This window comes from Desulfocurvibacter africanus subsp. africanus DSM 2603, assembly GCF_000422545.1.
In the GTDB taxonomy this organism is placed as follows: Bacteria; Desulfobacterota; Desulfovibrionia; order Desulfovibrionales; family Desulfovibrionaceae; genus Desulfocurvibacter; species Desulfocurvibacter africanus.
Genome location: NZ_AULZ01000008.1, coordinates 86,841 through 110,949, shown reverse-complemented (window position 1 = coordinate 110,949; position 24,109 = coordinate 86,841). Strand labels below are relative to the sequence as shown.

Annotated in this window: 26 protein-coding genes; 4 read left to right on the top strand and 22 right to left on the bottom strand. The window is 61.5% G+C overall.

Translation table 11 applies throughout. The annotated features are described in order from the left end of the window. Positions 1-136: 136 nt before the first annotated feature. Positions 137-433: a hypothetical protein gene (locus H585_RS0106025; protein WP_027367160.1), complete on the bottom strand. Its 297-nt coding sequence runs from the start codon at positions 431-433 to the stop codon at positions 137-139. A gap of 258 nt (positions 434-691) precedes the next feature. Between H585_RS0106025 and H585_RS0106020 the strand changes: the two genes are divergently transcribed. Further along, complete coding sequence (locus tag H585_RS0106020) at positions 692-1,066, top strand: hypothetical protein (protein ID WP_244432487.1); 375 nt, start codon at positions 692-694, stop codon at positions 1,064-1,066. Positions 1,067-1,451: 385 nt separating this feature from the next. Next, positions 1,452-3,167 carry a potassium channel family protein gene (locus tag H585_RS0106015; protein WP_027367158.1) on the top strand — a complete coding sequence of 572 codons (1,716 nt, stop codon included), beginning with the start codon at positions 1,452-1,454 and terminating at the stop codon, positions 3,165-3,167. A 196-nt stretch (positions 3,168-3,363) separates the two neighbouring features. Here H585_RS0106015 and H585_RS0106010 read toward each other — a convergent pair whose 3' ends face one another. After that, the gene (locus H585_RS0106010) at positions 3,364-4,035 is read right to left on the bottom strand and encodes a CBS and ACT domain-containing protein (RefSeq protein WP_027367157.1); all 672 of its coding nucleotides are present in this window, start codon (positions 4,033-4,035) and stop codon (positions 3,364-3,366) included. Between the two features lie 130 nt (positions 4,036-4,165). Here H585_RS0106010 and larC point away from each other — a divergent pair, with 130 nt between their 5' ends. Next, the gene (gene larC, locus H585_RS0106005) at positions 4,166-4,900 is read left to right on the top strand and encodes a nickel pincer cofactor biosynthesis protein LarC (protein ID WP_027367156.1); all 735 of its coding nucleotides are present in this window, start codon (positions 4,166-4,168) and stop codon (positions 4,898-4,900) included. A 13-nt stretch (positions 4,901-4,913) separates the two neighbouring features. Here larC and H585_RS0106000 read toward each other — a convergent pair whose 3' ends face one another. The 17 genes from H585_RS0106000 to H585_RS0105920 form a co-directional block, all read right to left on the bottom strand. Continuing rightward, positions 4,914-5,465, bottom strand: a complete 552-nt coding sequence (locus H585_RS0106000) for a type I restriction enzyme HsdR N-terminal domain-containing protein (protein ID WP_027367155.1) — start codon at positions 5,463-5,465, stop codon at positions 4,914-4,916. A gap of 21 nt (positions 5,466-5,486) precedes the next feature. Next, complete coding sequence (locus H585_RS0105995) at positions 5,487-6,122, bottom strand: hypothetical protein (protein ID WP_027367154.1); 636 nt, start codon at positions 6,120-6,122, stop codon at positions 5,487-5,489. A gap of 110 nt (positions 6,123-6,232) precedes the next feature. Beyond that, positions 6,233-7,378: a sulfite exporter TauE/SafE family protein gene (locus H585_RS0105990; RefSeq protein WP_027367153.1), complete on the bottom strand. Its 1,146-nt coding sequence runs from the start codon at positions 7,376-7,378 to the stop codon at positions 6,233-6,235. A 227-nt stretch (positions 7,379-7,605) separates the two neighbouring features. Beyond that, positions 7,606-8,106, bottom strand: coding sequence for a 4Fe-4S dicluster domain-containing protein (locus H585_RS0105985; RefSeq protein WP_005989000.1), 501 nt, complete (start codon positions 8,104-8,106; stop codon positions 7,606-7,608). Between the two features lie 367 nt (positions 8,107-8,473). Continuing rightward, the gene (locus H585_RS0105980) at positions 8,474-9,940 is read right to left on the bottom strand and encodes an NADH-quinone oxidoreductase subunit N (protein WP_034627293.1); all 1,467 of its coding nucleotides are present in this window, start codon (positions 9,938-9,940) and stop codon (positions 8,474-8,476) included. Positions 9,941-9,996: 56 nt separating this feature from the next. Beyond that, positions 9,997-11,568, bottom strand: a complete 1,572-nt coding sequence (locus tag H585_RS0105975) for a complex I subunit 4 family protein (protein ID WP_027367151.1) — start codon at positions 11,566-11,568, stop codon at positions 9,997-9,999. A 28-nt stretch (positions 11,569-11,596) separates the two neighbouring features. After that, positions 11,597-13,435, bottom strand: coding sequence for a Na(+)/H(+) antiporter subunit D (locus tag H585_RS0105970; RefSeq protein WP_027367150.1), 1,839 nt, complete (start codon positions 13,433-13,435; stop codon positions 11,597-11,599). After that, a complete protein-coding gene (locus tag H585_RS0105965) occupies positions 13,419-13,682 on the bottom strand; it encodes a hypothetical protein (protein WP_005988996.1) in 264 nt (87 codons plus the stop codon). Before H585_RS0105965 ends, H585_RS0105970 begins: the two co-directional genes overlap by 17 nt. A gap of 10 nt (positions 13,683-13,692) precedes the next feature. Beyond that, positions 13,693-15,174: a monovalent cation/H+ antiporter subunit D family protein gene (locus tag H585_RS0105960; RefSeq protein WP_014259728.1), complete on the bottom strand. Its 1,482-nt coding sequence runs from the start codon at positions 15,172-15,174 to the stop codon at positions 13,693-13,695. 9 nt (positions 15,175-15,183) lie between these two features. Further along, a complete protein-coding gene (gene nuoK, locus H585_RS0105955) occupies positions 15,184-15,531 on the bottom strand; it encodes an NADH-quinone oxidoreductase subunit NuoK (RefSeq protein ID WP_005988993.1) in 348 nt (115 codons plus the stop codon). Continuing rightward, positions 15,532-16,038, bottom strand: a complete 507-nt coding sequence (locus H585_RS0105950) for an NADH-quinone oxidoreductase subunit J family protein (RefSeq protein WP_014259729.1) — start codon at positions 16,036-16,038, stop codon at positions 15,532-15,534. A 10-nt stretch (positions 16,039-16,048) separates the two neighbouring features. Next, on the bottom strand, positions 16,049-16,723 hold the full coding sequence (locus H585_RS0105945) for a 4Fe-4S dicluster domain-containing protein (RefSeq protein ID WP_027367148.1): 675 nt from the start codon (positions 16,721-16,723) through the stop codon (positions 16,049-16,051). A gap of 22 nt (positions 16,724-16,745) precedes the next feature. Then, on the bottom strand, positions 16,746-17,732 hold the full coding sequence (gene nuoH, locus H585_RS0105940) for an NADH-quinone oxidoreductase subunit NuoH (RefSeq protein ID WP_005988986.1): 987 nt from the start codon (positions 17,730-17,732) through the stop codon (positions 16,746-16,748). A 10-nt stretch (positions 17,733-17,742) separates the two neighbouring features. After that, the gene (locus H585_RS0105935) at positions 17,743-18,897 is read right to left on the bottom strand and encodes an NADH-quinone oxidoreductase subunit D (protein ID WP_014259731.1); all 1,155 of its coding nucleotides are present in this window, start codon (positions 18,895-18,897) and stop codon (positions 17,743-17,745) included. A 51-nt stretch (positions 18,898-18,948) separates the two neighbouring features. Beyond that, complete coding sequence (locus H585_RS0105930) at positions 18,949-19,536, bottom strand: NADH-quinone oxidoreductase subunit C (RefSeq protein ID WP_027367147.1); 588 nt, start codon at positions 19,534-19,536, stop codon at positions 18,949-18,951. Continuing rightward, positions 19,533-20,072: an NADH-quinone oxidoreductase subunit B gene (locus tag H585_RS0105925; protein ID WP_014259733.1), complete on the bottom strand. Its 540-nt coding sequence runs from the start codon at positions 20,070-20,072 to the stop codon at positions 19,533-19,535. Before H585_RS0105925 ends, H585_RS0105930 begins: the two co-directional genes overlap by 4 nt. Further along, positions 20,051-20,428 (bottom strand): NADH-quinone oxidoreductase subunit A, encoded by a 378-nt coding sequence (locus H585_RS0105920; RefSeq protein ID WP_005988978.1) that lies wholly within the window; start codon positions 20,426-20,428, stop codon positions 20,051-20,053. Before H585_RS0105920 ends, H585_RS0105925 begins: the two co-directional genes overlap by 22 nt. A 276-nt stretch (positions 20,429-20,704) precedes the next feature. Here H585_RS0105920 and H585_RS0105915 point away from each other — a divergent pair, with 276 nt between their 5' ends. Then, positions 20,705-22,783, top strand: coding sequence for a molybdopterin-dependent oxidoreductase (locus H585_RS0105915; protein WP_027367146.1), 2,079 nt, complete (start codon positions 20,705-20,707; stop codon positions 22,781-22,783). Between the two features lie 234 nt (positions 22,784-23,017). Here the strand turns inward: H585_RS0105915 and H585_RS0105910 are convergent, their stop codons facing one another. The 3 genes from H585_RS0105910 to H585_RS0105900 form a co-directional block, all read right to left on the bottom strand. Continuing rightward, the gene (locus tag H585_RS0105910; RefSeq protein WP_005988974.1) at positions 23,018-23,350 is read right to left on the bottom strand and encodes a hypothetical protein; all 333 of its coding nucleotides are present in this window, start codon (positions 23,348-23,350) and stop codon (positions 23,018-23,020) included. 238 nt (positions 23,351-23,588) lie between these two features. Further along, positions 23,589-23,912, bottom strand: coding sequence for a hypothetical protein (locus H585_RS0105905; protein ID WP_027367145.1), 324 nt, complete (start codon positions 23,910-23,912; stop codon positions 23,589-23,591). Between the two features lie 8 nt (positions 23,913-23,920). Further along, on the bottom strand, positions 23,921-24,103 hold the full coding sequence (locus H585_RS0105900; protein WP_005988970.1) for a hypothetical protein: 183 nt from the start codon (positions 24,101-24,103) through the stop codon (positions 23,921-23,923). Positions 24,104-24,109 lie beyond the last annotated feature (6 nt).

The window sequence follows — 24,109 nt, the reverse complement described above, 5'->3', positions numbered from 1 at the left end:
AATTCACTTGCACTGTCAACGCCGGAGCGGGCGTCTTAAAAGCAATCTGCTCTATTGAGACAGTTCGGTATGCGCTCTATTCGATCGCGGAAAGGGTAGGCTCCAATCCGCTGGCTCCGTGGATGTTTCCCTGCCCTTAAATCTTGGCCAGATTGTTCGTGATGCGGGCATAGAGCGAGTTGTCCATGCCAAGGCGCTTGGCCGTATGCCGCTGGGCCAGGCGGAAGTTCGTTGCCGCCTGGTCGCGCAAGCCCTGGGCCTGCATGAGCAAGCCGAGGTTGTTGCGGATCTTGGCCTGCAGCACATCACTCCCGAGGGCCTCGGCTTTGCGCGCGGCCTGTATCAAAAGTTCAGTGGCGGTCAAGTAGTCGCCACGGTTAAGGGCTTCCATACCAGCTTTGTTCAGCTTGGTCAGGCAGACGCAGGCGCACACGGAGAACCTCCTGGGTTAGTCATTCGTCACGATTAAATTGATAATGAAAATCTTTATCATGGTCAAGCAGTAGAAACGCGGCGTATACTTTAGTCATTTGCGGCGGAAACGGAATGCTTGCGGAATGATGAAAGAAAACTTCATTTTGACAATGATAATCATTTTCATTACTACTCAAATTTAGCATGCAGGTGGGCAAATCGATTTGCCCAAGGAGGTCTTCGAATGAATAAGATTTTGAATTCTAAGAGAAATGAAATGATACCTGCCGAGCGCATAATGGCCAGGCTGGGATATAAGTTGGGCAAAACACCGGCTGGAATAACCGCCTGGCAGGGCGAGGCGCGTCTACGCGGCGAGCAGGTCAAGGTGCTGCTTATGGGAGCCCCTGGCTCGGGCGCGCCCATGTCCCTGACAAAGCCGGTCTGGGCCGGCTATTACGAGTTGGGCGACGGCGGCGAGATGCTCCATGACGAGCGTTTCCAGACTTTGGCAGAATACGTCACGGAACAGCTGCTCGATCATGAGGGCGGCAAGCTGCTGCTGTACGCCAAGCCTCAGGCTAACTGCCGCTCCGAGGACGACGAAACTGAGCATTGGGTGGCGGAATACGCGCGAGCCCGCTGCGCATAGCAGCCTGTTGGATAAAAAGGCCAGCCTTTCTGGCCGGATGCCCGCGAGCGCATTAGCCCGCAACGCTGGCCGGGAGATGCGACCCTGAATGCAATCCGCCAACGAACCGCGCGGTCAGGGGAGCGTCTTATCGAGAATAGTCCTGCTGGGTGAGGCCTGGTGAGGGCAACGCCTTCCCAGCTCTTATGCAATCTGCTCCAAACCTCACCTTCGCTTTCACCTGATATCTTCACGCCTTTTTATGCGGATAGGCTGCGCACGGCCTCGGATCAGGCGTGAGAGGCCGCGTAACGTATTTGCCGGGCGGCGTATTCCCTCCTGCGCCGTTCTAGGCCACAATGCGTGCGGGTAACCCTCCGGATTGGCAGCAAGGAGCCCCGCCGCGATGAAATATATGCCCTCGCAACTGATGTACTTTTTCCAGAGCAGGACCGCGCGGCGCAACGTAAGCAAGCTCCTGCAGTACCTGGCGATCATCGCGGTGCTGGTCGCCGTCTACAGCGTGGTCTTCCATTACCTCATGCGCCTGGAAGGCCGCGATCACACCTGGCTCACCGGCATCTACTGGACTTTGACTGTCATGAGCACCCTGGGCTTCGGGGACATTACCTTCACCACGGACTTAGGCAGGGCCTTCTCCCTATTGGTGCTGCTCACGGGCGTCATCTACCTGCTGGTCATGCTGCCCTTTTCCTTCATCCAGTTCTTCTATGCCCCTTGGCTGGATGCCCAGGCCAAGGCCCGTGCGCCTCGCGAGTTGCCGTCCGGCAAGGCGGGCCATGTCATTCTAACCAGCTTCGACCCGGTCAGCGCGAGCTTTGCGAAGCGTCTTATACAGTATGGCTACGACTATGCACTGCTTCAAGCGGACCTGCCACGAGCGTTGGAACTCTACGACCAAGGTTACAAGGTCGTGGTGGGCGAGTTGGACGACCCCGAAACCTACCGCCGCCTGCGCGTGGAGGGCGCGGCCATGGTGTTCGTCAACAACGACGACATGCGCAACACCAACATCGCGTTCACGGTGCGCGAGCTTACTTCCAACGCGACCGTAATCGCCACCGCGGATATGGATGACTCCCTGGACATTCTGTCCCTGGCCGGCAGCAGCCATGTCTTCCAGTTCACCAAGCTCCTGGGGCAGGCCTTGGCCCGGCGACTCATCGGCTCCAGCACCCGCGCCAACGTCATCGGTCGGTTGGACGGCTTGCTCATCGCCGAGGCCCCGGCCATGCGCACTCCGCTGCAAGGCAAGCGGCTGCGTGACAGCCGTTTGCGCGAGACCACTGGAGTGAGCGTGGTGGGCGTCTGGGAGCGCGGCAACTTCCACATCCCCGGTCCGGACACGCTCATCGGGCAGAGCACGGTACTCGTGCTGGCCGGCACCAACGAGCAGTTCGAACGCTACGACGCGGTCATGGGCAAGGACTTGCCGCACGATTCGCCGGTGATCATCCTGGGCGGCGGCAGGGTAGGCCAAGCCGCGGCCCAGGTGCTCGAAGAGCGCGGCATCTCTTATCGTATCGTGGAAAAGAACCCCAAGGCCGTCAGGGATGCCGACAAATACGTGCTGGGCAGCGCCGCGGACCTGGATACGCTGCTGGTCGCGGGCATCCGGGAAGCGCCCTCGGTGTTCATCTCCACCCATAACGACGACCTTAATATCTACCTGACCATCTACTGCCGTAAGCTGCGCCCGGACATCCAGATCGTAAGCCGGGCCACTCTGGACCGAAACGTGGGAACGCTGCACGCCGCCGGCGCTGATCTGGTCATGTCCGAGGCATCGCTCGGCGCAAATACCCTGATCAACCTGCTGCGGCCGGACAATCTGCTCATGCTGGCCGAAGGGCTGAACGTCATCCGTTTGGCTGTGCCGCCTTCCCTGGCGGGCAAGGTGCTGGCCGAGACCGACATCCGCGCCCGCACTGGCTGCAGCATCATCGCCGTGCAGACCAAAGACGGGCTGCAGATCAACCCTGACCCAAGCCTGCGTTTGGGTCCGCTAGACGAAATCATCATTATTGGAACTGCCGAGGCCGAGCGCTGCTTCTTGCGTGATTACGCGCCCGGAGGCGGGCAGGTGCAGCCGCGCTTGTAAAGCGGCAGCCTTTTCAGGATATCCATGGTGCGAGTTGGCGCAGATCATTTGCGCCAACTCGCGACTGAAGCCAGGCGGCCTCAATACTGTATTAAAGCACTTTGCAAATGAAATGAGAGTCCAGGGAAATCATTTCCCTGGCGGGAGAAAGTCTGAGAGAGGGCAGCGCCCTCTCTCAGGTTAAATGCAAACGGATCTAGATAAGCGAGTGCAGGTTGTCGCGGAGGAAGAAGAGCAGCTCGTAGCGCGAGGCCAGGGCGTCCCTGAGCTTGTTGAGCTCGGATTTTTCCATCTCGTCGATGCGGATGAAGGCTTTACGGTTGGGCTGGCCCTTGGGGTAGACGGTGATGATGGACAGGATTTTGGCTCCGCTGCCGGCGAGATCCTCAAGGATCGGCTTGAGCGCGCCGGGCGTGCGCGGGAGCTGAAAACCCATCTGTACGCCACCGTCGCGCACGCGGGTGATCTCGATCAGGATGTCGAACATATCCTTCTCGGTGATAATGCCCACCACCGAGTCATTGTCGTCAACAATGGGCAGGCCGCCGAGCGACTTTTCGGACAGGAGCACCGCGGCTTTTTCCACGCTGTCCTCCGCCTTCAGGCGCACGGGATTCTTGGTCATGATGTCTTTGACCTTGATCTCCGAGAGCAGATAGTACAACTCGTGGACGTCCAGGGTAGTAGCCTTGGAGGGCGAGGCTTCCTTGATGTCGCGATCCGAAAGGATGCCGATGAGCTTGCCAGTGTCATCCACAACGGGCAGGCGGCGAATGTTCTTGTCTTTCAATAGCTTGGAGGCCTTCATCATGGATTCGTCGGGACCGACGGTGATCACCGGAGTGTTCATCCAGTCCTTTATAAGCATAGTAGGAGCTCCTTCTTTAGCGCGGCCTGAGCAGCCGTGGGGCTGTTTGACTTCCATATCGCACATGATTTTTCTTTAATCAAGCCGGCCTGTTCCAAACACGGAGTCGGAAAGCGCACGGAGACCTCACATGCGAGCCATCTTCCTGGACCCGGCCGGCGGCATCGGCGGGGATATGTTCCTGGCGGCCTTGTGCCACTTGGGTCTTAATCCCGAGAACCTGGGGCAGGCGCTCAGCCAGGCCGGCGTTGAAACCAAGGTATGGGCCGAGCCGCGCAGAGTGGGCGGCCTGGCGGGCATGGGCCTGCGTATAGAGGCCGCTGCCGAACAGCCTCTGCGTCACCTGTCGGAGATAGAGGCCGTCATCGCGCGCCTGCCTCTGTCCGAAGCTGTGCGCAAACTCAGCCTGGAGGCCTTCCGCAGGCTGGCCGAGGTTGAGGCCGGTGTGCACGGCGTGGATATGGCGCAGGTGCATTTCCACGAAGTCGGCGCCGTGGACACGCTGGTGGACGTGGTGGGGGCAATCTGGGGACTGGAGGAACTGGGCGTGGCGCAGGTGGTCAGCGGCCCATTGCCCTGGTTTTCCGGAACGGTCTCCTGCGCCCATGGCCTGTTGCCTCTTCCGGCTCCCGCTACCGCCAGGCTCATGGCCGGCAAACCCGTGTACCCCACCGAGGCCCGTGACGAGCTTATCACGCCCACGGGCGCGCTCATCGTGGATCGCTTGGCGAAGGCCTTCGTTCCTGGGCCTTGCGGCACTGTGCTGGGCGTGGGCGTGGGTTACGGCGACAGGGTTGTTGAAGGCCGAGTCAACGGACTGCGCCTGTTTCTGTACGAGACGGAAGCAGGGCAAGAGACGGAATAGCCTCCGGCGACGCCTATTTCAGGTCGCAGGATTCGCCGCAGCAGGTTTTTAGGAAGCCGGTGTAGGCGTGCAGGATGCGCTCCTCGCGCTGGCGGGCCTCCGCGGACAGAGGACGCTGCTCCACGGCCTCGGCCTTGGCGCGCAGATCGGTCCAGGCCGGCAGGGCGGCCATGCCGTTGGCCAGGACGCGGCCTCGGGATGTCTCCAGCAGCACGGCGTCGCGGGTGTCGGTAACCACCACGAGCGGCGCGGGTCCGCCGTTTATGAGGCGGGCGGAGGCCACGGACTCGCGGTCATAGGTGCCGGGCGCGCCGGCGCAGAAGATGACCAGCAGCAACGGATGGTCGAATTCATCGTACGCGACCAAATCGGCCGTGCGGCTCTGCTGTTCACCATCGATATGGAAAGGAATCTCCACGCGGGGCCGCAGGCTGTCGGAGGGATAGCCTTTCTCTTCCACAAGCATGCGCGCCAGGGCCTGACGCAGATCCTCGTAAGTCGTACGCTCCACTTGCTCGCCGGTCAGGTAGTCGAGCAGGGTTCCACCCAGGCTGACTTCGTGCATGGCATGCCCTCCAGATAAGTATCAGGCCGGAGTGTCGCCGACTTTGCCGGGCTTGTCGGTCTTGCCGGTCTCGTCTGGCTCCTTGGGGAGCAGATCGGAAATGGTCATGAGCTTCTCACCGCAGTCCTCGTTTCGCGAAATCCAGGCAGTGATGCGCGTGAAGGGCCAGATGCGCTTCTTTGTCAGCCCGAAGCCGATGCGCGCAAGCACGTAGAGGGGTACGAACAGGGCCGGATAGCGCAACTCGAAGCCCCATAGGGGTACGACGATTGCGCCGAAGCGAGAGCCCATCCAGGCCAGCGCAAAAACAGCAGGCCAAAGGGAGGATGCGAACAGGGTGAAGCCCGAAAACAGATTGCGGCCAAAAAACTCGTTGGCCAGTCTGTTACAGGCCGTGTAGCTGACCTTGTCCTTCTGTGCCAGGGCCTGGAGGCTTAGGTTGTTGTGCGTGATCATGTCGCGGCGCAGGCTGGCGAAATGGCGGCGGTTTAGCCAATAGACCCCGGCCATGGTCAACTCACCAATGACGGTGGTGATGACGACCAGGGCCAGCGTGCCGAGAATGAAGGCGACAAGCGCATCGCCGCTCAGGGCCAGTGCGGCTTTGTAGGGTGCAATGAACACCGGGTCGAGGAAGCTGCTGACGTTTTCGAGCATGGCTGCAGTCCTAGTATGTTCCCGCTACGGTAGTAGTGTGGTGCAAAGAAAAGGGCAAGACCCGGCGAGCGGGCTTGCCCTTTTATCAGCAAGCTGTATGCGCTGGCCGCTTAAGGGATGATCTTCAGGAAGCCAATGTCGAACCCTCGGCCGATGTAACGCAGGCCCACGTAGAAGGCCAGGACGATGAACAGGATCTTGAGCCAGCGGTCCGGGATGTACTTGGAGGTCTTGGGGCCGATCACGGAGCCGATGACGATGCCGATGATCTCTATGCCCACCAAACCCCAGTCAACCAGCGCGCCCTGGGTGATATAGGTGATGATGGAGGTGATCATGCCGATAAGCACGGCCAGGGCCGAGGTGCCGGCGACCAGGTACATGGGCAGGCCGGCCACGGAGGTCAGGAAGGGCACGAGCAGGAAGCCGCCGCCCACACCCAGGAAGGCCGCGATGGATGCGATGACGAAGCCGCCCAAGATAGGGATGAGCGGGTTGAAGGAGAATTCGACGCCGAAGAAGGTGAACACGACCTTGGACGGCGAAAAGCTGACCACGCGCACGCCCTGGGCCGCCAAGTCGACCTTGCCGCCTTCCTTCTGCTTCTTCACGCTGTCCTGGAAGGCCTTGGCGGCTACCTTGGCCTTCTTCTGGCTGGCCGAGCCGGCCGGAGTGGTCTGGTAGAAGAGGAATACACCCAGCGCCAGAACGAACACGCCGAACCAGCCCTGGTATTGGGAGAAGCTCACCTTGCCTGCGGTCAGGAACGGAACGAGCCAGGAGCCCAGGATGGAGCCGATGGCCAGGGCCACGCCCAAAGGCAGCACAAGGCGCCCCATCTTGTAGTAGTTGAAGGAGGTGATCAGCGCCGAGGTGCCCACGAGGAACTGGTTGGATACGCGGATGGAGTCCGTGACCATTTTGTTGAGCGTGGCGCCCTTGCCGAAGCTCTTGCCGTAGTTGCCCAGGCCGTAGATCGTGATGTGACCAACGCCGGCCATGACGCCGCCGAAGGCGCCGACGGTGGAGAAAATCCAGCCTACCCATATCGCCCACACAAAGGCCAGGATGAGGTTCACATTGGGGGCTCCGGGGATGCCAAGATAACCGGGATCAGCAGTTGGATCGACCTTGCCGGAGGTGATTCCCTCCTGAATGGCGTCGGCCAGCTTATCAGCCCAAGCGGGTTGAACCAAGACCACTGCCACAACGAGCACTAGCGCTGCGACGAGAAAGGCATGTTTACCGATTCTCACGACTCACTCCTCCTTGATCTGAATCCATTTCAGCGTCGTATTCCGAACAGGCCTATTTCGGGCTTGCCTCCGCCGCCGGACCACGAGGCCACGTCAACGGAGGCTATCACTTAGCACAGGTAACTCAAGGATAGGGAACCGTCAGCCAGCACAACTAGCTTGTCGCTTCAGCCGGGCTTCCGCGCTGTGACCTTAGATAGCGACAGGATTATCGCGCCGTCGCGGTCTTAGCGCTCGATCATCTTCAGGCCGATGGCCTTGCGTGTCTTCTCGCTCTCGGTATTGGGCTCCACGAACTCCAGTGCCCGAGCCGTGCAGGCCGTGACACAAGCCGGCTTCAGCCCCTGATCGAGTCTGTCGCGGCAGAAGTCGCACTTGATGGCCCGGCCGGAGGTCTCGTCCCACTGCGGAATCTTCCAGGGACAAGCTACAATGCAGGCCTTACAGCCGACGCACAGTTCCGCATTGACATAGACGATGCCGTCTTTATCGCGTCTGGTCATGGCCCCGGTTGGACAAGCAGCCACGCACCAGGGCTGCTCACAGTGGAAGCAAGGCATGAACAGATTGAGAATCTTGGGATTGTCGCCTTCCTTAACCGGATTGGTGGAAACCAGAATGCCCAGTTTGGCGCCCTTGGGCACACGATTCTTGGCCTTGCAGTGAACTTCGCAGGCCTTACAGGATATGCACCGGGCCTGATTTGTGCGGATATAGTACTTGCTCATGACAAACTCTCCTGCACTATGCCAGGGATAGAACCCCTTTGTTTCAAAAAAAACTGAGATCAAAGCAACAATTACTTGATCCCAACGAATACGTCAAAGCCATTGAAGAAAATTACTTTTTTCACATTGAAGCCGTTATAGTCCTTGTGCAAAATAAAGACTCTGAGACTGCTATTTACAATCCTGCAAGGGGCTGAAATAGAATGAAAAGAGTAGCATTTTTGGATTGCGGATTGGCCTGAATCATTACCTCGTCTGGTTCGGAGTGGATTCATGATAATCTCTGCAGGGATCCACCAACGAAAAACGCGGGCTCAGGGTACCAACCCCAAGCCCGCGTATTAGCGGCTTAATGGGATGGACCCTTCTAAGGCATTAACTGCTGTCCAGCGGCGGCGGCCAGATTGAACATGGGGCTGGGCAGCACGCCCAAAGCAAGTACCACGGCTGCCAGCACCAGGCCGAAAGCATTGGCCCAGGCTGTGGGTCTTGCTAACTGCGCGACGCCGCCCTTTGATTCGCTGGGTTCGTCTGATTCGGCCGTATAGGCGTAGCGCACGAGGTTCAGGTAGTAGAAGATGGATATGGCCGTGTTCACGGCGGCGACCACCACCAGCCAATCAAAGCCCCTGCCCCAGGCCGCCGAAAGCAGGAACAGCTTGCCGGTGAAGCCGGCCGTTGGCGGCAGGCCTACCAGGGCGAAAGCGGCCACGGCCAGCACGAAGGCCAGTATGGGCGCGCGGCGATGCATGCCGGCCAAGTCGTCAAGTACAAGATTGCGGCCGCTCGGCGAGGTCCGGCAGACGACCCAAAAGATAGTAAGGTTCATTACGAGGTAGACAAGGGCATAGAAGGAGGCCGCGGCGAAACCTTCGCTGGTGCCGGCAACCAGGCCCAGCATGATGTATCCGGCATGGGCCACGCTGGAGAAGCCGAGCAGTCGCTTGATGTCCTTCTGAGCCAGGGCCATGAGGTTGCCCAGAGTCATGGACAGCGCTCCGAACACAGCCAGCACCATGGCCACTTCCGGGCCGGGTCCGAGCAGCGAAGCCAGACGCACGAGCACCACCACCGCGCCGAGTTTGGGCAGCGTGGCGATATAGGCCGCGGTCTCGTTGCTCGCGCCGTCATACACGTCCGGGGCCCAGAAGTGGAATGGGAACAGGGCCAACTTATAAAAGAAGCCCACGGCGAAGAGCACCAGGCCCAGAGCCGCCAGGGGAGCGCCGGCAAAGCCGAAATCGCGACCGACCAAGGCCGGCAGGTAGGTGGTTTGGTGCGCTGCCATGATGTAGGCCAGGCCGAACAGCGCCAAGGCCGTGGCCACCGCGCCGAACATGACGTACTTGATGCCCGCCTCGACCGCCTCGGGCTTTTCCGCGCGCAGTGGGACGATGGCATAAAGGCAGAAGGAGGATATTTCCAGCGAGATGACGATGGTGATGAGTTCTACGCTGGAGGCAAGCAGCATGAGGCCGAAAGCGCTCAGGGCCAGGAACAGGTAGTAGTCCGAGCGCTTGTCCTGTGCCAGTTCGGGCGTGCCGCCAAATGATGCGTTGTGCGTGGCGATGGCCAGGCCCACGGAAATCAGTAGTTTGAAGAACTGTGACAGGGCGTCGATCTGGTATGCACCGTAAAACATGAGCCCGGACAGACCCAGTGTGGCGGCGGAAGCCACGGCTGACGCCACGGCCGCGTAGGCCAGCCAGCCGCCGTAGAGGAATCCCCCGCCGGTCCTTGGCTCAGCCGTTTTCCGGGTCGTCAGGGTTTGCACGAACAGGGCCAGCAAGGCCAAGCCGAGCACCAGTTCGGGGGCGAGGAGATCGAGTCTCAGGTTCACCGTGCGTTCTCCTTAGTTCTCGGAATCGCGACGTGCTGCGTCGTGCAGGCCTAATCGGCTAGCGGTGCGCCTGTCGCGCCGGCCTTGTCAATTTCAACGACGGCCAACTCCATGGGCAGCGGGCGGTCGATTTCTTCAACCTGGGCCACAACCGCTTGGCTTTTGGCCTGGAAATCGGCCAGCAGCCGCTCGATGGCAGGGTCTATCGTGCGCAGGACCATGCCCGGCGCAACTCCTAGCCAGATGGTCAGCACGGCCAGCGGCGCGAGATAGACCCATTCGCGGGAGTTCATGTCGCGCCAGCTCTTGCCTGCGGGCGAAGCCGGGCCACCCCAGGCCATGCGCAGGGACAGGCGCAGCATGTAGGCCGCGGCGAGCATGGCGCCAGGCACCACCAGCGCGCCCACCAGCCAGCTGTGCTGGAACGCGCCCGTCATGACCGCTGCCTCGCCCACAAAGCTGTTCAGGCCGGGGAAGCCGAAGCTGGAAAGGGCGAACAACCCCCAGAAGCCCATGTAGGCCGGCAGGAATTTGCCCAGCCCCTGGTTGGCCGTGATCTCGCGGCTATGGCTGCGTTCGTAGATGAGTCCGATCATCATGAACAGCGCGCCGGTGACGATGCCGTGGTTGAGCATAACCAGCAGCGTGCCTTCCACGCCGCGCTGGTTGAACAGGAAGATGCCCAGCATGGCGAAGCCCATGTGGCCCACGGACGAGTAGGCGATAAGCTTTTTGATGTCGCTCTGGCCCAGGGCCACGAAGCCGCCGTAGATGATGGAGGCGATGGCGAAGGCGATCATGACCGGCGCGAAGTAGGCGCTGGCCGCGGGAGTCAGCGGCAGACAGAAGCGCAGGAAGCCGTAGGTGCCCATCTTGAGCAGCACCGAGGCCAGGATGACCGAGCCGGCCGAGGGCGCCTGCACGTGGGCCGCGGGCAACCAGGTGTGGAAGGGGAACATGGGCACCTTGATGGCGAAGGCCAGGGCCATGGCCAGGAAGGCCCAGAACTGGAAACGGAAGGAGTAGCTGCGCTCCATGAGTTCCGGAATGCTGAAGGTTCCGCCAGCGCGGAAGAAGGCAACCATGGCCACCAGCAGCAGCGTTGAGCCGGCCAGGGTGTACAGGAAGAACTTGATGGAAGCGTAGCGCCGCTCCGGACCGCCCCAGACCGCGATGAGCAGGTACATGGGGACGAGCATGGCCTCCCAGAAGACATAGAACAGCACGAAGTCCAGGGCGCAGAACACGCCTATGCAGGCTGCGGTCATGAGCAGCAGGCAGATGTGGAATTCCTTGATGCGCTTGCCGATGTAGGTCCAGGAGCAGAGCACGCACAGCGGCAGGATACCTACCGTGAGCATGACCATGAGCAGGCTGATGCCGTCCACGCCCAGGTAGTAGGACAGGCCCCACTGCGGCACCCAGGCCATTTGCTCCACGAACTGGAAGCCCTGGGCCGGATCGAATCCGAAAAGCGGCAGGGCCAACAGCACCTCGGCCACGGAGGCGGCCAGGGTGATAACCCGCACCAGCTCATCGCTGCGCACGAAGGCCAGCACAAGGCACATGAGCAGCGGGAAGAATATCAAGCTAGAAAGGATCGGGTAGCCAGCATCGATCATTGCCGTCTCGCTCCTCGTGTTTGCGCGCCTAGCGCAGAATCCAGACCAGGATCATGGCCGCGACGCCGACGGCCACAGCGCCGGCCAGGTAATCCTGCAGACGGCCGGTCTGCATGCGCGCGGACACAAAGCCCAGCGCGCGCGTGGTGTAGGCAGCGCCGTCCACCACCGTGTCGATGCCCTTGCGGTCAAATATCGATGCGCCCTTGGCGCCGCCCATGAGACCGCGCAGGCCCAGAACCCGCCACGCCTCGCTCCACAGGGAGTCGAAGAAGGCCATGGGCCGACTGACCAGCGCGACGAAGCCCCGGCCGATGAGCATATACAGGAACTCAAAGTCTACGTTGCGCTGCGCGTGCGGCTTAAGCACCTTGCGCATGAGCATGAAGCCCAGGCCCGTGAAGCCGAGCAGAAGCAGGGTCTGCAACACGTGCCAAGGTGTCCAGGGCACGTAATCAACGGGCTGGAAGGGCAGGAAGACATAGAGCATCTGCGGGAACAGGCCCTGCAGGATACACATGGCCGAGGCCAGGCCCATGGCCAGGTACATATTGCCCGGAATGGGCTTCAGCACCCTGGTCGTATCCTCGGGCTTGCCGCCCCAGAAGGCGAAGTATGGCAGCTTGAGGCCCACGGACAGGAACGTACCAACGGCCGCGACCTCGAGCAGGATGCCCAGAATGACATGATGATCCTCGAAGGCTCCGGCAATGGTCATGGTCTTGGACACGAAGCCGTTGAAGATGGGCATGCCCGAGATGGACAGGCCCGCAACCATGTAGGCCAGCATGACCAGCGGCAGCCGCCCGGCCAGGCCGCCGAGCTTCTCCAGGCTGGCCGTTCCCGCGGAGTGCAGGATCGCGCCCACGCTCATGAACAGCAGACCCTTGTACAGGATGTGGGCGTAGGCGTGGGCCGTTGCGCCGTTCATGGTCAGGGCCGTGCCGATGCCGATGCCGGCCACCATGTAACCCACCTGCGACATGATGTGGTAGGACAGGATGCGCCGCGCGTTGTTCTCCATGGAAGCGTACAAGACGCCGTACAGCGCCATGGCCGTGCCCATGTAGGCCAGGAAATCCCAGCCGGCGAAGCCGCGCGCCAGCACGTACACCGCGGTCTTGGTGGTGAAGGCGCTCATGAACACCGCGCCGGTGATGGTCGCCTCGGGGTAGGCGTCGGGCAGCCAGGCGTGCAGGGCCACGAAGGCCGCGTTGACGCCGAAGCCGAACATGATCAGCCAGTCGTAGTAGCGCGCGCCCTCGAAGCCCACGTGCTCGAAATCGAAATGGCCAAGGGCCTTGTAGCGCAGGAGCACGCCGCCGAGCAGCAGCAAGCCGCCCAGGGTGTGCACCAGGAAGTAGCGCAGGCCCGCGCCGGGAGCGCGTCCGTTGTCGCGCGCGTTGAGCCAGATGAGCATGGTCGAGGCGATGCTCATGATTTCCCAGAAGATGAACAGGCTCAGGTAGTCGCCGGAGAACACGCAGCCGAAGGCTCCGCCCACGTAAAAACAGGCGGCCATGTGCAGTCGCTTGTCCCGCACGTGGAAGGCGTAGATGAAGCCGATTAGGGCCTGGATGGCGAATACGTTGGCGAAGATGAGCGACAACCGGTCCAGGCGGCCCAGTTGGAGCTTCAGGCCAAGGTATTCGAACCCGCCGTAATTGCCGGGCTCGTAGGTGAACACGGCCACGATGGCCAACACCGCCGGCAAGGGCAACAGCCAGCGCCACCAGCTTCTGTCGTCTCCTGGCTTGCTGAACCCCGGAATTTTGCTCGGCCGCCGGCCGGGCAGGAACGGCAGCACAAGCGCCAAGGCGAAGAAGCCGATGGCCGGATGGAGGAAGAAGCTACTGATCTCGGTCATAGATGTCCTCGGAAAAGCCGATAAGCGGGGCGACGATGCCCTTCATGAGCACGGCCATGGCCACGGCCAGCACCAGGCCGAAGACCGCCCAGAAGCCCGGCAGGGCCTCGGCGTCCACGTGCGGGTGATGCGGACGGAGAATGATATTCAACGCTACCAGCAGGGCCAGCGTGACGAAGAACAGCCACTTGAACAGACCGGATTTGCGACGCAGGCCGCTGACAAATGCTCCAAGCGTGTCGCGCATGCATGCCTCCTCAGAACTTGCCGAAGACCTGGATGAAGCTCAGGAACGTCCCTGGGAACAGACCCAGCAGCACCGATATGATGCCGGTGGCGAAGAGCGGCACGACCATGCTCATGGGCGCTTCACCGATTGTCGATAGATCGACGCCGTCCACGGGCTTCTTGAAGAAGGCCCGGTAGACGATGGGGCCGAAGTAGCCCGCGTTGAGAATGGTGCTGCCGAGCAGGGCCACGAGGATGGCCGTCTGGCCGGCCTGCATGCTCCCGGTGATGAGATACCATTTGGTCACGAAGCCGCACACTGGCGGCATGCCGATCATGGACAGGGAGGCCAGGGCAAAGGCGCCGAAGGTCCAGGGCATGCGCCGCCCGAAGCCGTTCATACGGTCGATCTTCTTCTCGTGGGTGGCCACGTAGATGGCTCCGGCGGCGAAGAAGAGCGTGATCTTGGAGAAGGCGTGGTGCGCGATGTGCGCCACGCCGCCCGTGACGGCCAGCGGCGTGAGCAGCGACACGCCCAGGATGATGTAGGACAGCTGGCTGACCGTTGAGTAGGCCAGCCGCGCCTTGAGGTCGTTTTTGGTCAGAGCGATGATCGAAGCTGCCACAATGGTGAAGGCCGCCAGGTAGGCCGTCGGCAGCCCCAGGTTCAGTGTCTCCATGGTCTCCAGGCCGAAACCCGAAAGGATGATGCGGCTTATGGAGAACACGCCAGCCTTGACCACGGCCACGGCGTGCAGCAAGGCCGAGACGGGCGTGGGCGCGACCATGGCCGAGGGCAGCCAGTTGTGCAGCGGCATGATAGCCGCTTTGGCCAGGCCGAACAGGAACAGGAAGTAGGTCACGCTCACGGCTATGGGGTGCTCCTGCACCGGGAAGGGCATGCCCGTGATTATGTCGCCGAGCTGGAAGTCCAGGGTGCCGCACAGCACATAGGTCATGACCATGGCCGTGAGCAGGAAGAGCTTGGACGTGCCCATGAGGTAGACCAGGTACTTGCGCGCGCCCGTATAGGCTTCTTCGTCCTGGTGATGGGCAACCAGCGGGTATGTGAAGACCGTGATGACCTCGTAGAAGAGGTACAGGGTGAACACGTTGGCCGAGAAGGCCACGCCCACGGCCCCGAAGATGGCCACGGCGAAGCAGAAGTAGTAGCGCGTCTGGGCGTGTTCCTTGAGGGAGCGCATGTAGCCGATGTTGTAGCTCGTGGCCAGGAACCACAGGAATGTGGCCACGATGGCGAAAATGCAGGACAGGCCGTCCACAGCGAAGGCGATCTTGATGCCCGGCAGGATCTCCGAGAGAGTGTAAGTCCAGATGTGCCCATCCAGGACCTTCGGCACCATGCTCAGCGTGGCCAGCAAGGCCGCGACCGCGGCTACGAAGGACACGGCCTCGCGCTTGTTCTCGTCATGGCGCAGGAGCCAGACGAACAGCGGCGAGATCATGGTGATGATGATGGGCGTGAGTACCCGCATGCTTTCAATGGTCATGTCCCGCCCCTATCCTTTCAGAAGTGAGATCTTATCGCTTGCCGCGCTTCCGAAGCGCTTGGCCACCACATAGATGATGGCCAGCACCAGCGTGGCCTCGGCAGCCGCCAAGCCCATGACCAGCAGTGCGATCAGCTGGCCCAGCACGTCACTGGCAGGCGTGAGTTGGGCGGCTGAAACGATAGCCAGCCCCGCGCCATTGAGCATGAGTTCCACGCTGATGAGCATGCCGACCAGACTGCGGCGCCAGATGACGCCGTACAGGCCGATGACCAGCATCATCAGAGCCACGAGCTGGTAGAGGAGCAGCGTCTGCCCTCCGGCCGGCGCGTTTTGGGCGAAGAACAGCAGGTTCATTTAGGACCCCCTCTTCCTGAAGGCCAGGATAACCGCGCCGGACATGGCTACGAAGAGCACCACGGAGATAAGTTCGAAGGCCAGGATGTAAGGCTCCATGAGTCCCTGGCCCAACGCCTCCATGGGAGCCTGCACCGGCGTGACATCGCTGAGCACTGGATGCTTGAGCCAGACCCAGCCCAAGGCCGCGCCGGGAAGCATCGCCGTCAGCAGCGCCAGGAGATACTTGCGCGACGGGTTGGGCTGGCTCTCCTCGCCGCCCGTGGGCGTGCGCGTGAGCATGATGGCGAAAAACACGAGCACCGCCACGGCGCCCACATAGACCAGCACCTGCATGAGCGCCACGAAGGGCGCATTGAGCAGCATGTACATGCCTGCTACGCCGAACATGGTCAGGATCAAGCCGAGCAGGGCCCGCACCATGTTGTGCGACAGGGCCGCGGCCAGAGAGCCGCCGGCGATGACGAGCACGTAGAATACGAATGCTGCCTTGGCCAAGAATTCCATACGCCCCTCCCTATGCTGCCTGTCCGCGCTTGCCCTTGGTCACGGCATCGGCTTGGGTTAGCGGGCCCTTGGCCAGCCTGTATTTCTCCGGGTCCACGCGTTCCAGGGTGTCCTCGCAGGCCGGGCTGTTGACCTGCGAAGCCGCTACGCCCAGCACTGCGGCCTGCAGGCGCAGTCGTGCCATGAGGTCGTATTCGAACTCCTGTCGGCTGAAGCCCGCGGCATAGACGTCGGTGGAAAAACGCAGCGACGAGACCGGGCAGTTCTGCACGCACATTCCGCACAGGCTGCACGTATTGAAGTTCAGCTCGAAGGAGCCCGGAGTCTTGATCACCTTGGCTTTGGGCGGCTCGGCCTTTTCGGGCGGCACGAGCGGGCCTTCGGCATGGTCGGGCAGCTTCTTGGCCGGCTCAGGGGGAGGGGCCTTGGCCTTGGTGATGGAGATGCACTGGGACGGACAGACCGTAGCGCACAGCATGCAGGTGATGCAGCGGGGCGTAGCCGGGTCCTTGGGCTGCCCAACCAGCTCGATGTGGCCCCGGAAGGTGGACAGGTTGTCCACGCTCTGACGCGGGTAATGCACCGTGACCTGGGGCTGGAAAAAGTTCTTCGTGGTCACCCTGAGCCCTACGATAAGGCTCCACATGGAGGCGACTTTCTTGGCTATGTCGTACACGACGCTCATTGGCTCTCCTTGGCTCCCGAGGCTAGAATACCTTTACCAGCACAGCCGTAAGGAAAAGGTTCGCGAGGGTGATGGGAATGAGCCACTTCCAGTTGAAGTTCAAGAGCTGGTCGAAGCGCACCCGGGGGAAGGTCCAGCGGCACCACATGATGAGCGCCATGAGCGCGTACATCTTGGCCAGCAACCACCACGGGCCGGGCAGAAACGGCCCCTTCCAGCCGCCAAGGAACAGAATGCTGGCCACGCCGCAGACCACGAGCATGTTGGCGTACTCGGCCAGCATGAACAGGCCGAAGCCCATGCCTGAATACTCGGTATGGAAGCCTGCGGTCAGCTCGCTCTCGCCTTCGGGCAGGTCGAAGGGCGCGCGGTTGGTCTCGGCCAGGCCGCAGATGAAGTAAATAACGAAAGCAACTGGCTGCACCAGCACGTTCCACTGCCAGGGCCAGTTGCCCTGCAGCTCGACGATGCGGTTGAGGTCCAGGCTGCCGGTCATGAAGCTGATGGCCAGCACGGACAGCAAGAGCGGGATCTCGTAGGCCACGGACTGGGCCACGGCTCTGGCCGCGCCGAGCACGCCGTACTTGTTGTTGGAGGCCCAGCCGCCAACCATCACGGCCACGACGTTGATCCCGGCGAAGGCCAGGATGAGCACCAGACCCAGGTTGGTTTCCAGGACGAAGATCCCTTCCCCCCAGGATATGGGCAGGAACAGCACGAACACTGGCAGGAAGGCCAGCAGGGGAGCCAGCCAGAACAGGAGCTTGTCCGCTCCGGCCGGGGTTACGAGCTGCTTGCCGACCATTTTGGCCGCGTCGGCCAGAGTCTGCAGCAGGCCGTGGGGGCCGACCTCGAAAGGTCCTGGCCGGCGCTGGATGTGTCCGGCGACCTTACGCTCCAGCCAGACGAGCACCACGCCGTTGCCGCCCACGAAAGCGGCCAGTAAGACCAGGCCGAGCACCAGGCGGATGAGCTCGATGGATACTTCTCCCAGCATCGGGATGTGCATGCTCGCCCTCCTAACGGTCGAGTTCCGGGATGACCAAGTCCAGGCTGCCCAGTGTGGCTACCGCATCGGCCAGCAGCGTGCCCTGGGCCGCCTCGGCGAAACAGCTCAGGTTGCAGAAGCATGGCGAGCGCAGCTTGACCCGGTAGGGATTGCGACCTTTGCCGTCCGAGACGATCCAGAAGCCGACCTTGCCTCGCGCGCTCTCCACGGCGAAGTAGACCTCGCCGCGAGGCGCGGTCCATTTGGCCTTGGGCGCCTTGGGGTGGATGTAGTCGCCAGCGGGCATCATCTTCATGGCTTGCTCGATGATGCGCAGGGATTGCTCGATCTCGTCCATGCGCACGAGGTAGCGGCCCATGCAGTCGGTCTGCGGATATGTCGGGATCTCGAAGTCCAGACGGTCATAGACACCGTATGGCTCGGCCCTGCGTATGTCGTAGGCTTTGCCCGAGCCGCGCAGGCAGGGACCGGTCACACCATAGCGTTGGCACAGGTCCAGGCTGAACTCGCCCACGTTTTCCAGACGGTTGCGCAGGATGACGTTGTCCGTGACCAGATCCTTGTACATGGGCAGCCGTCCGCGCATGTGAGGCACGAAATCGCGGATCATGCCGAGCGTGGTATCGTCCAGGTCGGCGGAAAGGCCGCCGAAGCGGAAGTAGCAGTAGGTCAGACGCGATCCCGTGGGGCGCTGCAGGATGTCATTGAGGTTCTCGATATCCATGAACGCGTACATGATGGGCGTGACGGCGCCCAGATCCAGCAGGTACGCGCCCCACCAGAGCAGGTGCGACTTGATGCGGTTGAGTTCCGTGACAATGACGCGGATGAACTCGGCGCGTTCCGGCACCTCAAGGCCGGCCAGCTTCTCCACCGCGCCCACGTAGCCCCAGTTCCAGGCCAGGGGGTGCAGATAGTCCACCCGCCCGAGGTTGGGGTAGTACTGGGCCCAGGTCTTCACCTCGCCCATCTTCTCGTGCATGCGGTGCACGTAGCCCAGCACAGGCTCGGCGCGCAGCACGTACTCGCCGTCCAGCTCCACTATGATGCGCAGAACGCCGTGGGTGGAGGGATGCTGCGGCCCCAAGTTGAGGATAAGCGTATCCTCGGTCGGTCCGGGCGAAAAACGCTGTGTATAGAAGTCACCAGACAGATGTTCGGTCATGTCGCTATCCACCTTCAACCTTGACTGATCGAGCTTTCGTCCTACTCTATCCTAGACGCCCGCGCTCTTGCCCGCCTTGGCCGGTTTGTCCGGCTTGCCTGGGCTCGTGTCCGGCGAACCTGGCTCTTGCGGCGCTGGCCGGATGTCACCCTTGAGGAATTCGGGCCGACAATCGACGATGTCGTAGTCGGGGAACAGGTGGTATATGGACACGCGATCCGCCGGCTCTTTAAGCAGCGGGTGGATGTTCGAGTCCTCGGGCAGAAGAAGTGGCTTGAGGTCGGGATGGCCGGTGAACACGATGCCGTACATGTCGAAGGTTTCGCGCTCGTGCCAGTCCGCGGCAGGAAAAACCGAGGCGACGGACGGCGCTTCCGGCTTGTCGTGCGGGATCGCGATCCTGAGCGTGAGACGCCCCGGCTGGTCCCAGCGATCCAGGTGATAGACGATTTCGAAGCCTTCGAGCGTGTCCAGGCCGCAAACGTCCTCAAGGAAATAGCCGTCTTTCAAGGCTTCGCGCATGGCCGGCAGGAGTTGCTCGCTGCTTAGATAGATGCTCGCGACGCTGCCAGTGGTCGCATGGTCCCTGGGCTTGCGGCAGGCGTTTCCGGCACTCAGAAGGCACTGTTGGCCAATCATTTGTGCTCTCCTTCGGGCTGGTCGGGCTGCTCGGGCCACCAGCGGCGGCCCGTGATCTTCTCCTGGAGTTTGAACAAGCCCTCCAAGAAGGCTTCAGGGCGTGGCGGGCAACCGGGCACGTAAACGTCCACCGGGATGAGCTTGTCGATACCCTCGACGATGCCGTACTGACCCTTGAATAAGAAAGGGCCGCCCGAGATGGCGCAGTTGCCTATGGCAATGACGTACTTGGGCGCGGGCATCTGCTCATAGAGCCGTACAACGGCCTGGGCCATCTTGTTGGAGACGGTGCCGGCTACGAGCATGAGGTCGCTCTGGCGCGGGGACGGGCGGAAGACCTCGGCTCCGAAGCGGGAGGCGTCGAAGCGAGGCATAGTCATGGCCATCATTTCGATGGCGCAGCAGGCCAAGCCGAAGGTCATGGGCCACAAAGACATGGCCCTGCAAACGTCCAGGAACTGTTTCGCCAGGGGCAGTTGAACGAGAGGCGGCTCGATGTCCGCGATTGCGGGCCTCAGCGCACGCGTTTCGGCCATGTGAAGACTCCTTTTCGCCAGAAGTAGAGTACGCCCAGGGCCAGCACGGCCAGGAATATGAAGACCTTGATAACGGGCATCAATCCCTCGGCGTGCGGGTAGTAGGCCGCCACCGGGAACAAATAGAGCACGTCGACATCGAAGGCCAGGAACAGCAGGGCGTAAACGTAATAATTGATGCCGAAGCGCATCCAGGAGGCGCCATGCGGGACCATGCCGCACTCGTAAGGGAGCGCGATGTCGCCGCCACGGGCCTTGGGCGCAAGCAACAATGATCCGAGGAGAGGTCCGCCGGCGAAGGCTAGCCCGGCGATGAAGAAAACGATGATCGCTGCATGCAGCCAGGTGAATACCATCGTTCGACCTCCTCGGACTATCTGGTGTAGGGAGCTCGGACTTCAAGTAGCCCGATGTTTTTTAAGTTGTACGTAACCACCATAGGTCGTTGCCAATGTCAAGATTAAAACCATACGTTCGTTTTGGGACAAACTATAAAAAATAAACTAGCACTTGCCCATTCCTTCACAAAAGGAACTTTCGCTTGCCATAAGACTCAAGGATTGTTAGCGGCTTAGAATCGAGAACCCGATTAGATACAAGGGAGACCCCTTACGTCATCCGGAGGACTTTAGATGGCCCCAAAAAAAGTGTATAGCGTGTGCGGCATGTGCACTGTTCGTTGCCTTATCCAGGCGGATGTAGAGAACGACGAGTGCCTTTTCCTTCAGGGTAACCCCAAGAATCTCAAGGGTGCTTTGTGTGCACGCGGCGGCGCCGGCTATGCACTCAGTCAAGATACGGAGCGCCCGCAATATCCGCTTATCCGCGAGGGAGAGCGCGGCGAGGGCAAGTGGCGCAGGGTCAGCTGGGACGAGGCGCTGGATTACGTAGCGGACAAGCTCAAGGCCCTCAAGGCCGAGCACGGCCCCGAGACGCTGCTCTGGTCCGACCGCGGCGGTCCGTTCCCGGACCTGCACCAAGCCTTCGTCAAGGGCTTCGGCTCGCCCAACTACTGTAACCATGACGTGTCCTGCGCGCGCAACGTCCAGCACGCAGCCAAATCCGTCACGGGCATGGGCCGCAAGGAGTTCTCCTACGACCTCAAGAACGCCAAGCACATCGTGCTGCAAACGCGCAACATCTTCGAGGCCATCAACGTCAGCGAGGTCAACAATACCCTCGACGCGCTGGAAAGCGGCTGCAAGCTGACGGTCATCGACGTGCGCGGTACGATTACTGCCAGCAAGGCCGATAACTTCTTCATGATCCGTCCTGGCGCGGACTACGCCTTCAACCTGGCCGTCATCAACGTGCTGCTGGAGCGCGGGCTGTACGACAAGGAATTCGCCGCCACGCAGATCAACGGCCTGGAGCAGCTCAAGGCCTTCGTGCGGCCCTACACCCCCGAGTGGGCCGAGGCAGAGACGGGTATTCCGGCCAGCCGCATTGTGCACTTCGTCAAGGAGCTGGCCGAGGCCGCTCCGAGCGTCATCTGGCACCCGGGCTGGATGGCCGCGCGCTACAAGGATTCCTTCTGGGTCTGCCGCACGGCCTACATCATCAATGCCCTGCTCGGCTCCATCGGCTCCAAGGGCGGCCTGCCCTTGACCATGAAAGCCGCCGACGCGGGCCGCAAGGGCCTCAAGAGCCTGGCCGGCCAGTTCGAGAAACCAGCGGCCAAGCGCGCCGACGGCGCGGGCTGGAAGTACAAGCACATCGATCCGGGTCCCGGCATGATAGACAAGGCCTACAACGCCATCGAGAGTGGTGATCCGTATCCCGTGCGGGCCTACCTCTGCTTCCGCCACGACCCGCTCATGGCCCTGCCGGACCCCGAGGCCATCAAGAAGAAGTGGGAAAAGCTCGACCTGCTCGTGTCCGTGACCTTCTCCTGGTCCGAGACGGCCTGGCATTCGGACGTGGTGTTGCCCCTGTCGCCCTACCTGGAGCGCGAGTCCATCATCGCGCACAAGGGCGGGCTCAAGCCCATGTTCTTCGTGCGCAAGCGGGCCATCTCGCCGCGTTACGAAACCAAGGCCGATTGGGAGATCCTGTGCGGCCTGGCCAAGCGGCTGGGCATCGACAAGCTGGCTTTCGATTCCATCGAGGACATCTGGAACTACCAGTTGCAGGACACGGGCGTGAAGATCGAGGACTTCGACGAGTGCGGCTTCGTGGAGTTGAGCGCCAAGCCCATCTACAAGCCCCGCTCCGAGATCAAGTTCAAGACTCCTTCGGGCAAGATCGAGATCATCAACCCGGTCTGGGAGGAGATGGGCTTCAGTTCGCTCAAGCCCTACGAGAGCCCGGAGCGCCCGCCCGAGGGCAGGTTCCGCATCGTGTTCGCGCGCGTGGGCGTGCATACGCAGGGTCACACCGTGAACAACCCGCTGCTCAACGAGCAGATGCCCGAGAACACCGTCTGGCTGAACACCAAGGTCGCTAAAACCCTGGGCATCGCCGACGGCGATCTGGTGGAGGTGTCCAACAACGGCTACTCGGCCAAGATCAAGGCCACGGTGACGGACCTGATCCATCCCGAGGCGGCCTTCATGGTCCACGGCTTCGGTCACAAGCTGCGCCCCGAGTCCCGCGCCGGCGAGCGCGGAGCGGCCGACCAGCGGCTCATGCCCGGCGGCCTGGACAAGGACTGTCTGGCCGGCGGCTCCCTGGCCCTGCAGGAGCACTTCATCAGCGTGAAGAAAGCCTGATCTCGCCCCGCCCTGTGGCGAGTTGGCAAGGCCTGGCCGGTTAAACCGGCCAGGCCTTTTTGTTTCTGACAGGCAAAGGCTGTTTGAACGAGAGCTGGGCAGGGTTAGGTTATCCCGAATAGACGAGGAAGCACAAAGGCTGATGGCCCGGCAAAGCTGTCGGGCCATCAGTCAAAAAAATTCGCAGGTCCAGGAGGCCGTCGCCTCCTGGCGGGGTGCAGGGGCGGAGCCCCGCTATTTCTTGGGCTGGAGCATGACCGCCGTGCCGTAACAGCTATAGAAACGGTCGCCCTCGGGATGGAAGGCCACGTTTTCGCGGTAGCCGAGGACCGCTTCCGCGCCGGCGTCCATGGCGCGGGCGATGAGGCCGTAGAAGGCCGTATCGAAGTTGTAGCCGCGGGCCACCACCAGGCCGAAGACGAGCTTCACGTCCCGTCCGTCTATGGAGTCGGTGGTCACGATCTTGAACTTGCCGCTCAGATAGGCGTCGCGCGCCTGATCATTTTGCAGGTCTCGGCTTTCATCTTCCCCGGCGTTTTTAAACTTTTTGCTGCCGCCGAATATCATCACGCCTCCCCGCTTGCGTTCTCCAGTTTCCGGGCGGAACTTTGACGCCCGGCGCTCTACTTCGGCCTATATGTGCATTAAGCAGGCCAATATAGGATCAGGACCCTCTGAAACCGTCGGTGTACTTGATTCAGGGGAGTATGGGAACCACGGGGATTTGCCTTCTCCTGAAAAAGAGAAGCGAAAGATCGAACCGTCCGATTCCACAAGCCTGTTGCATTTCATCGCAACCTGCCGCTTATGGAACTTGGCGGCCTCCGGCTCCGCCGCTCTTGGCGCGGGCCTTGTTGCGGGCGATGATTGCCTGCACCAGGTCCGGGCGCGAATCCTTGCTTTCGGGCGAGCTCGGGGGCTGTTCGCGGTGCGTCACCGTGGAAGGAGCGGGGGAAGAACACCCGGGCCGTTCAACCACATGTTTTCGCAGAGAGGCCAATTCGGCGCGGATGAGCCGCAGCTCGGCGAGCACGGCCTTGTTCACTTCCACCAGCTCGGCCAACAGCGGATCGGCGGAAGCGAATCCGCTTGGACCGACCGATCCCTGGGCCGTCTCATGCGGGTCCATGCAGGCTCCTAGGTCCGGGAAGCAAGGATGGTTCCTCGCAACTCCTCGCTTACAGGCGGACGTGGCGAATTGCGCTGGCTGAATGTCTCCGCGTAGTTCAGGCGATTCTTGGCCAGCTCGACTTCACGCCGTATGGCAGCCCAATTGATGCTTTGGACCTGCCGGACGCTCGCGTTCGAAGAATCTCGCATAACGTC

What these genes read in the sequence shown, in the direction of transcription:
- H585_RS0106010 (WP_027367157.1), bottom strand. Translation starts at nt 4,035, where the DNA reads ATGCTTATAAAGGACTGGATGAACACTCCGGTGATCACCGTCGGTCCC.
- H585_RS0105945 (WP_027367148.1), bottom strand. Translation starts at nt 16,723, where the DNA reads ATGAGCGTCGTGTACGACATAGCCAAGAAAGTCGCCTCCATGTGGAGC.
- H585_RS0105925 (WP_014259733.1), bottom strand. Translation starts at nt 20,072, where the DNA reads ATGGCCGAAACGCGTGCGCTGAGGCCCGCAATCGCGGACATCGAGCCG.
- H585_RS0105975 (WP_027367151.1), bottom strand. Translation starts at nt 11,568, where the DNA reads ATGATCGATGCTGGCTACCCGATCCTTTCTAGCTTGATATTCTTCCCG.
- H585_RS0105995 (WP_027367154.1), bottom strand. Translation starts at nt 6,122, where the DNA reads ATGCTCGAAAACGTCAGCAGCTTCCTCGACCCGGTGTTCATTGCACCC.
- H585_RS0105950 (WP_014259729.1), bottom strand. Translation starts at nt 16,038, where the DNA reads ATGGAATTCTTGGCCAAGGCAGCATTCGTATTCTACGTGCTCGTCATC.
- H585_RS0105935 (WP_014259731.1), bottom strand. Translation starts at nt 18,897, where the DNA reads ATGACCGAACATCTGTCTGGTGACTTCTATACACAGCGTTTTTCGCCC.
- H585_RS0105930 (WP_027367147.1), bottom strand. Translation starts at nt 19,536, where the DNA reads ATGATTGGCCAACAGTGCCTTCTGAGTGCCGGAAACGCCTGCCGCAAG.
- H585_RS0105960 (WP_014259728.1), bottom strand. Translation starts at nt 15,174, where the DNA reads ATGACCATTGAAAGCATGCGGGTACTCACGCCCATCATCATCACCATG.
- H585_RS0105965 (WP_005988996.1), bottom strand. Translation starts at nt 13,682, where the DNA reads ATGCGCGACACGCTTGGAGCATTTGTCAGCGGCCTGCGTCGCAAATCC.
- H585_RS0106015 (WP_027367158.1), top strand. Translation starts at nt 1,452, where the DNA reads ATGAAATATATGCCCTCGCAACTGATGTACTTTTTCCAGAGCAGGACC.
- nuoH (WP_005988986.1), bottom strand. Translation starts at nt 17,732, where the DNA reads ATGCACATCCCGATGCTGGGAGAAGTATCCATCGAGCTCATCCGCCTG.
- H585_RS0105900 (WP_005988970.1), bottom strand. Translation starts at nt 24,103, where the DNA reads ATGCGAGATTCTTCGAACGCGAGCGTCCGGCAGGTCCAAAGCATCAAT.
- H585_RS0106020 (WP_244432487.1), top strand. Translation starts at nt 692, where the DNA reads ATGATACCTGCCGAGCGCATAATGGCCAGGCTGGGATATAAGTTGGGC.
- H585_RS0105920 (WP_005988978.1), bottom strand. Translation starts at nt 20,428, where the DNA reads ATGGTATTCACCTGGCTGCATGCAGCGATCATCGTTTTCTTCATCGCC.
- H585_RS0105915 (WP_027367146.1), top strand. Translation starts at nt 20,705, where the DNA reads ATGGCCCCAAAAAAAGTGTATAGCGTGTGCGGCATGTGCACTGTTCGT.
- H585_RS0105970 (WP_027367150.1), bottom strand. Translation starts at nt 13,435, where the DNA reads ATGACCGAGATCAGTAGCTTCTTCCTCCATCCGGCCATCGGCTTCTTC.
- H585_RS0105905 (WP_027367145.1), bottom strand. Translation starts at nt 23,912, where the DNA reads ATGGACCCGCATGAGACGGCCCAGGGATCGGTCGGTCCAAGCGGATTC.
- H585_RS0106000 (WP_027367155.1), bottom strand. Translation starts at nt 5,465, where the DNA reads ATGCACGAAGTCAGCCTGGGTGGAACCCTGCTCGACTACCTGACCGGC.
- H585_RS0105910 (WP_005988974.1), bottom strand. Translation starts at nt 23,350, where the DNA reads ATGATATTCGGCGGCAGCAAAAAGTTTAAAAACGCCGGGGAAGATGAA.
- nuoK (WP_005988993.1), bottom strand. Translation starts at nt 15,531, where the DNA reads ATGAACCTGCTGTTCTTCGCCCAAAACGCGCCGGCCGGAGGGCAGACG.
- H585_RS0105985 (WP_005989000.1), bottom strand. Translation starts at nt 8,106, where the DNA reads ATGAGCAAGTACTATATCCGCACAAATCAGGCCCGGTGCATATCCTGT.
- larC (WP_027367156.1), top strand. Translation starts at nt 4,166, where the DNA reads ATGCGAGCCATCTTCCTGGACCCGGCCGGCGGCATCGGCGGGGATATG.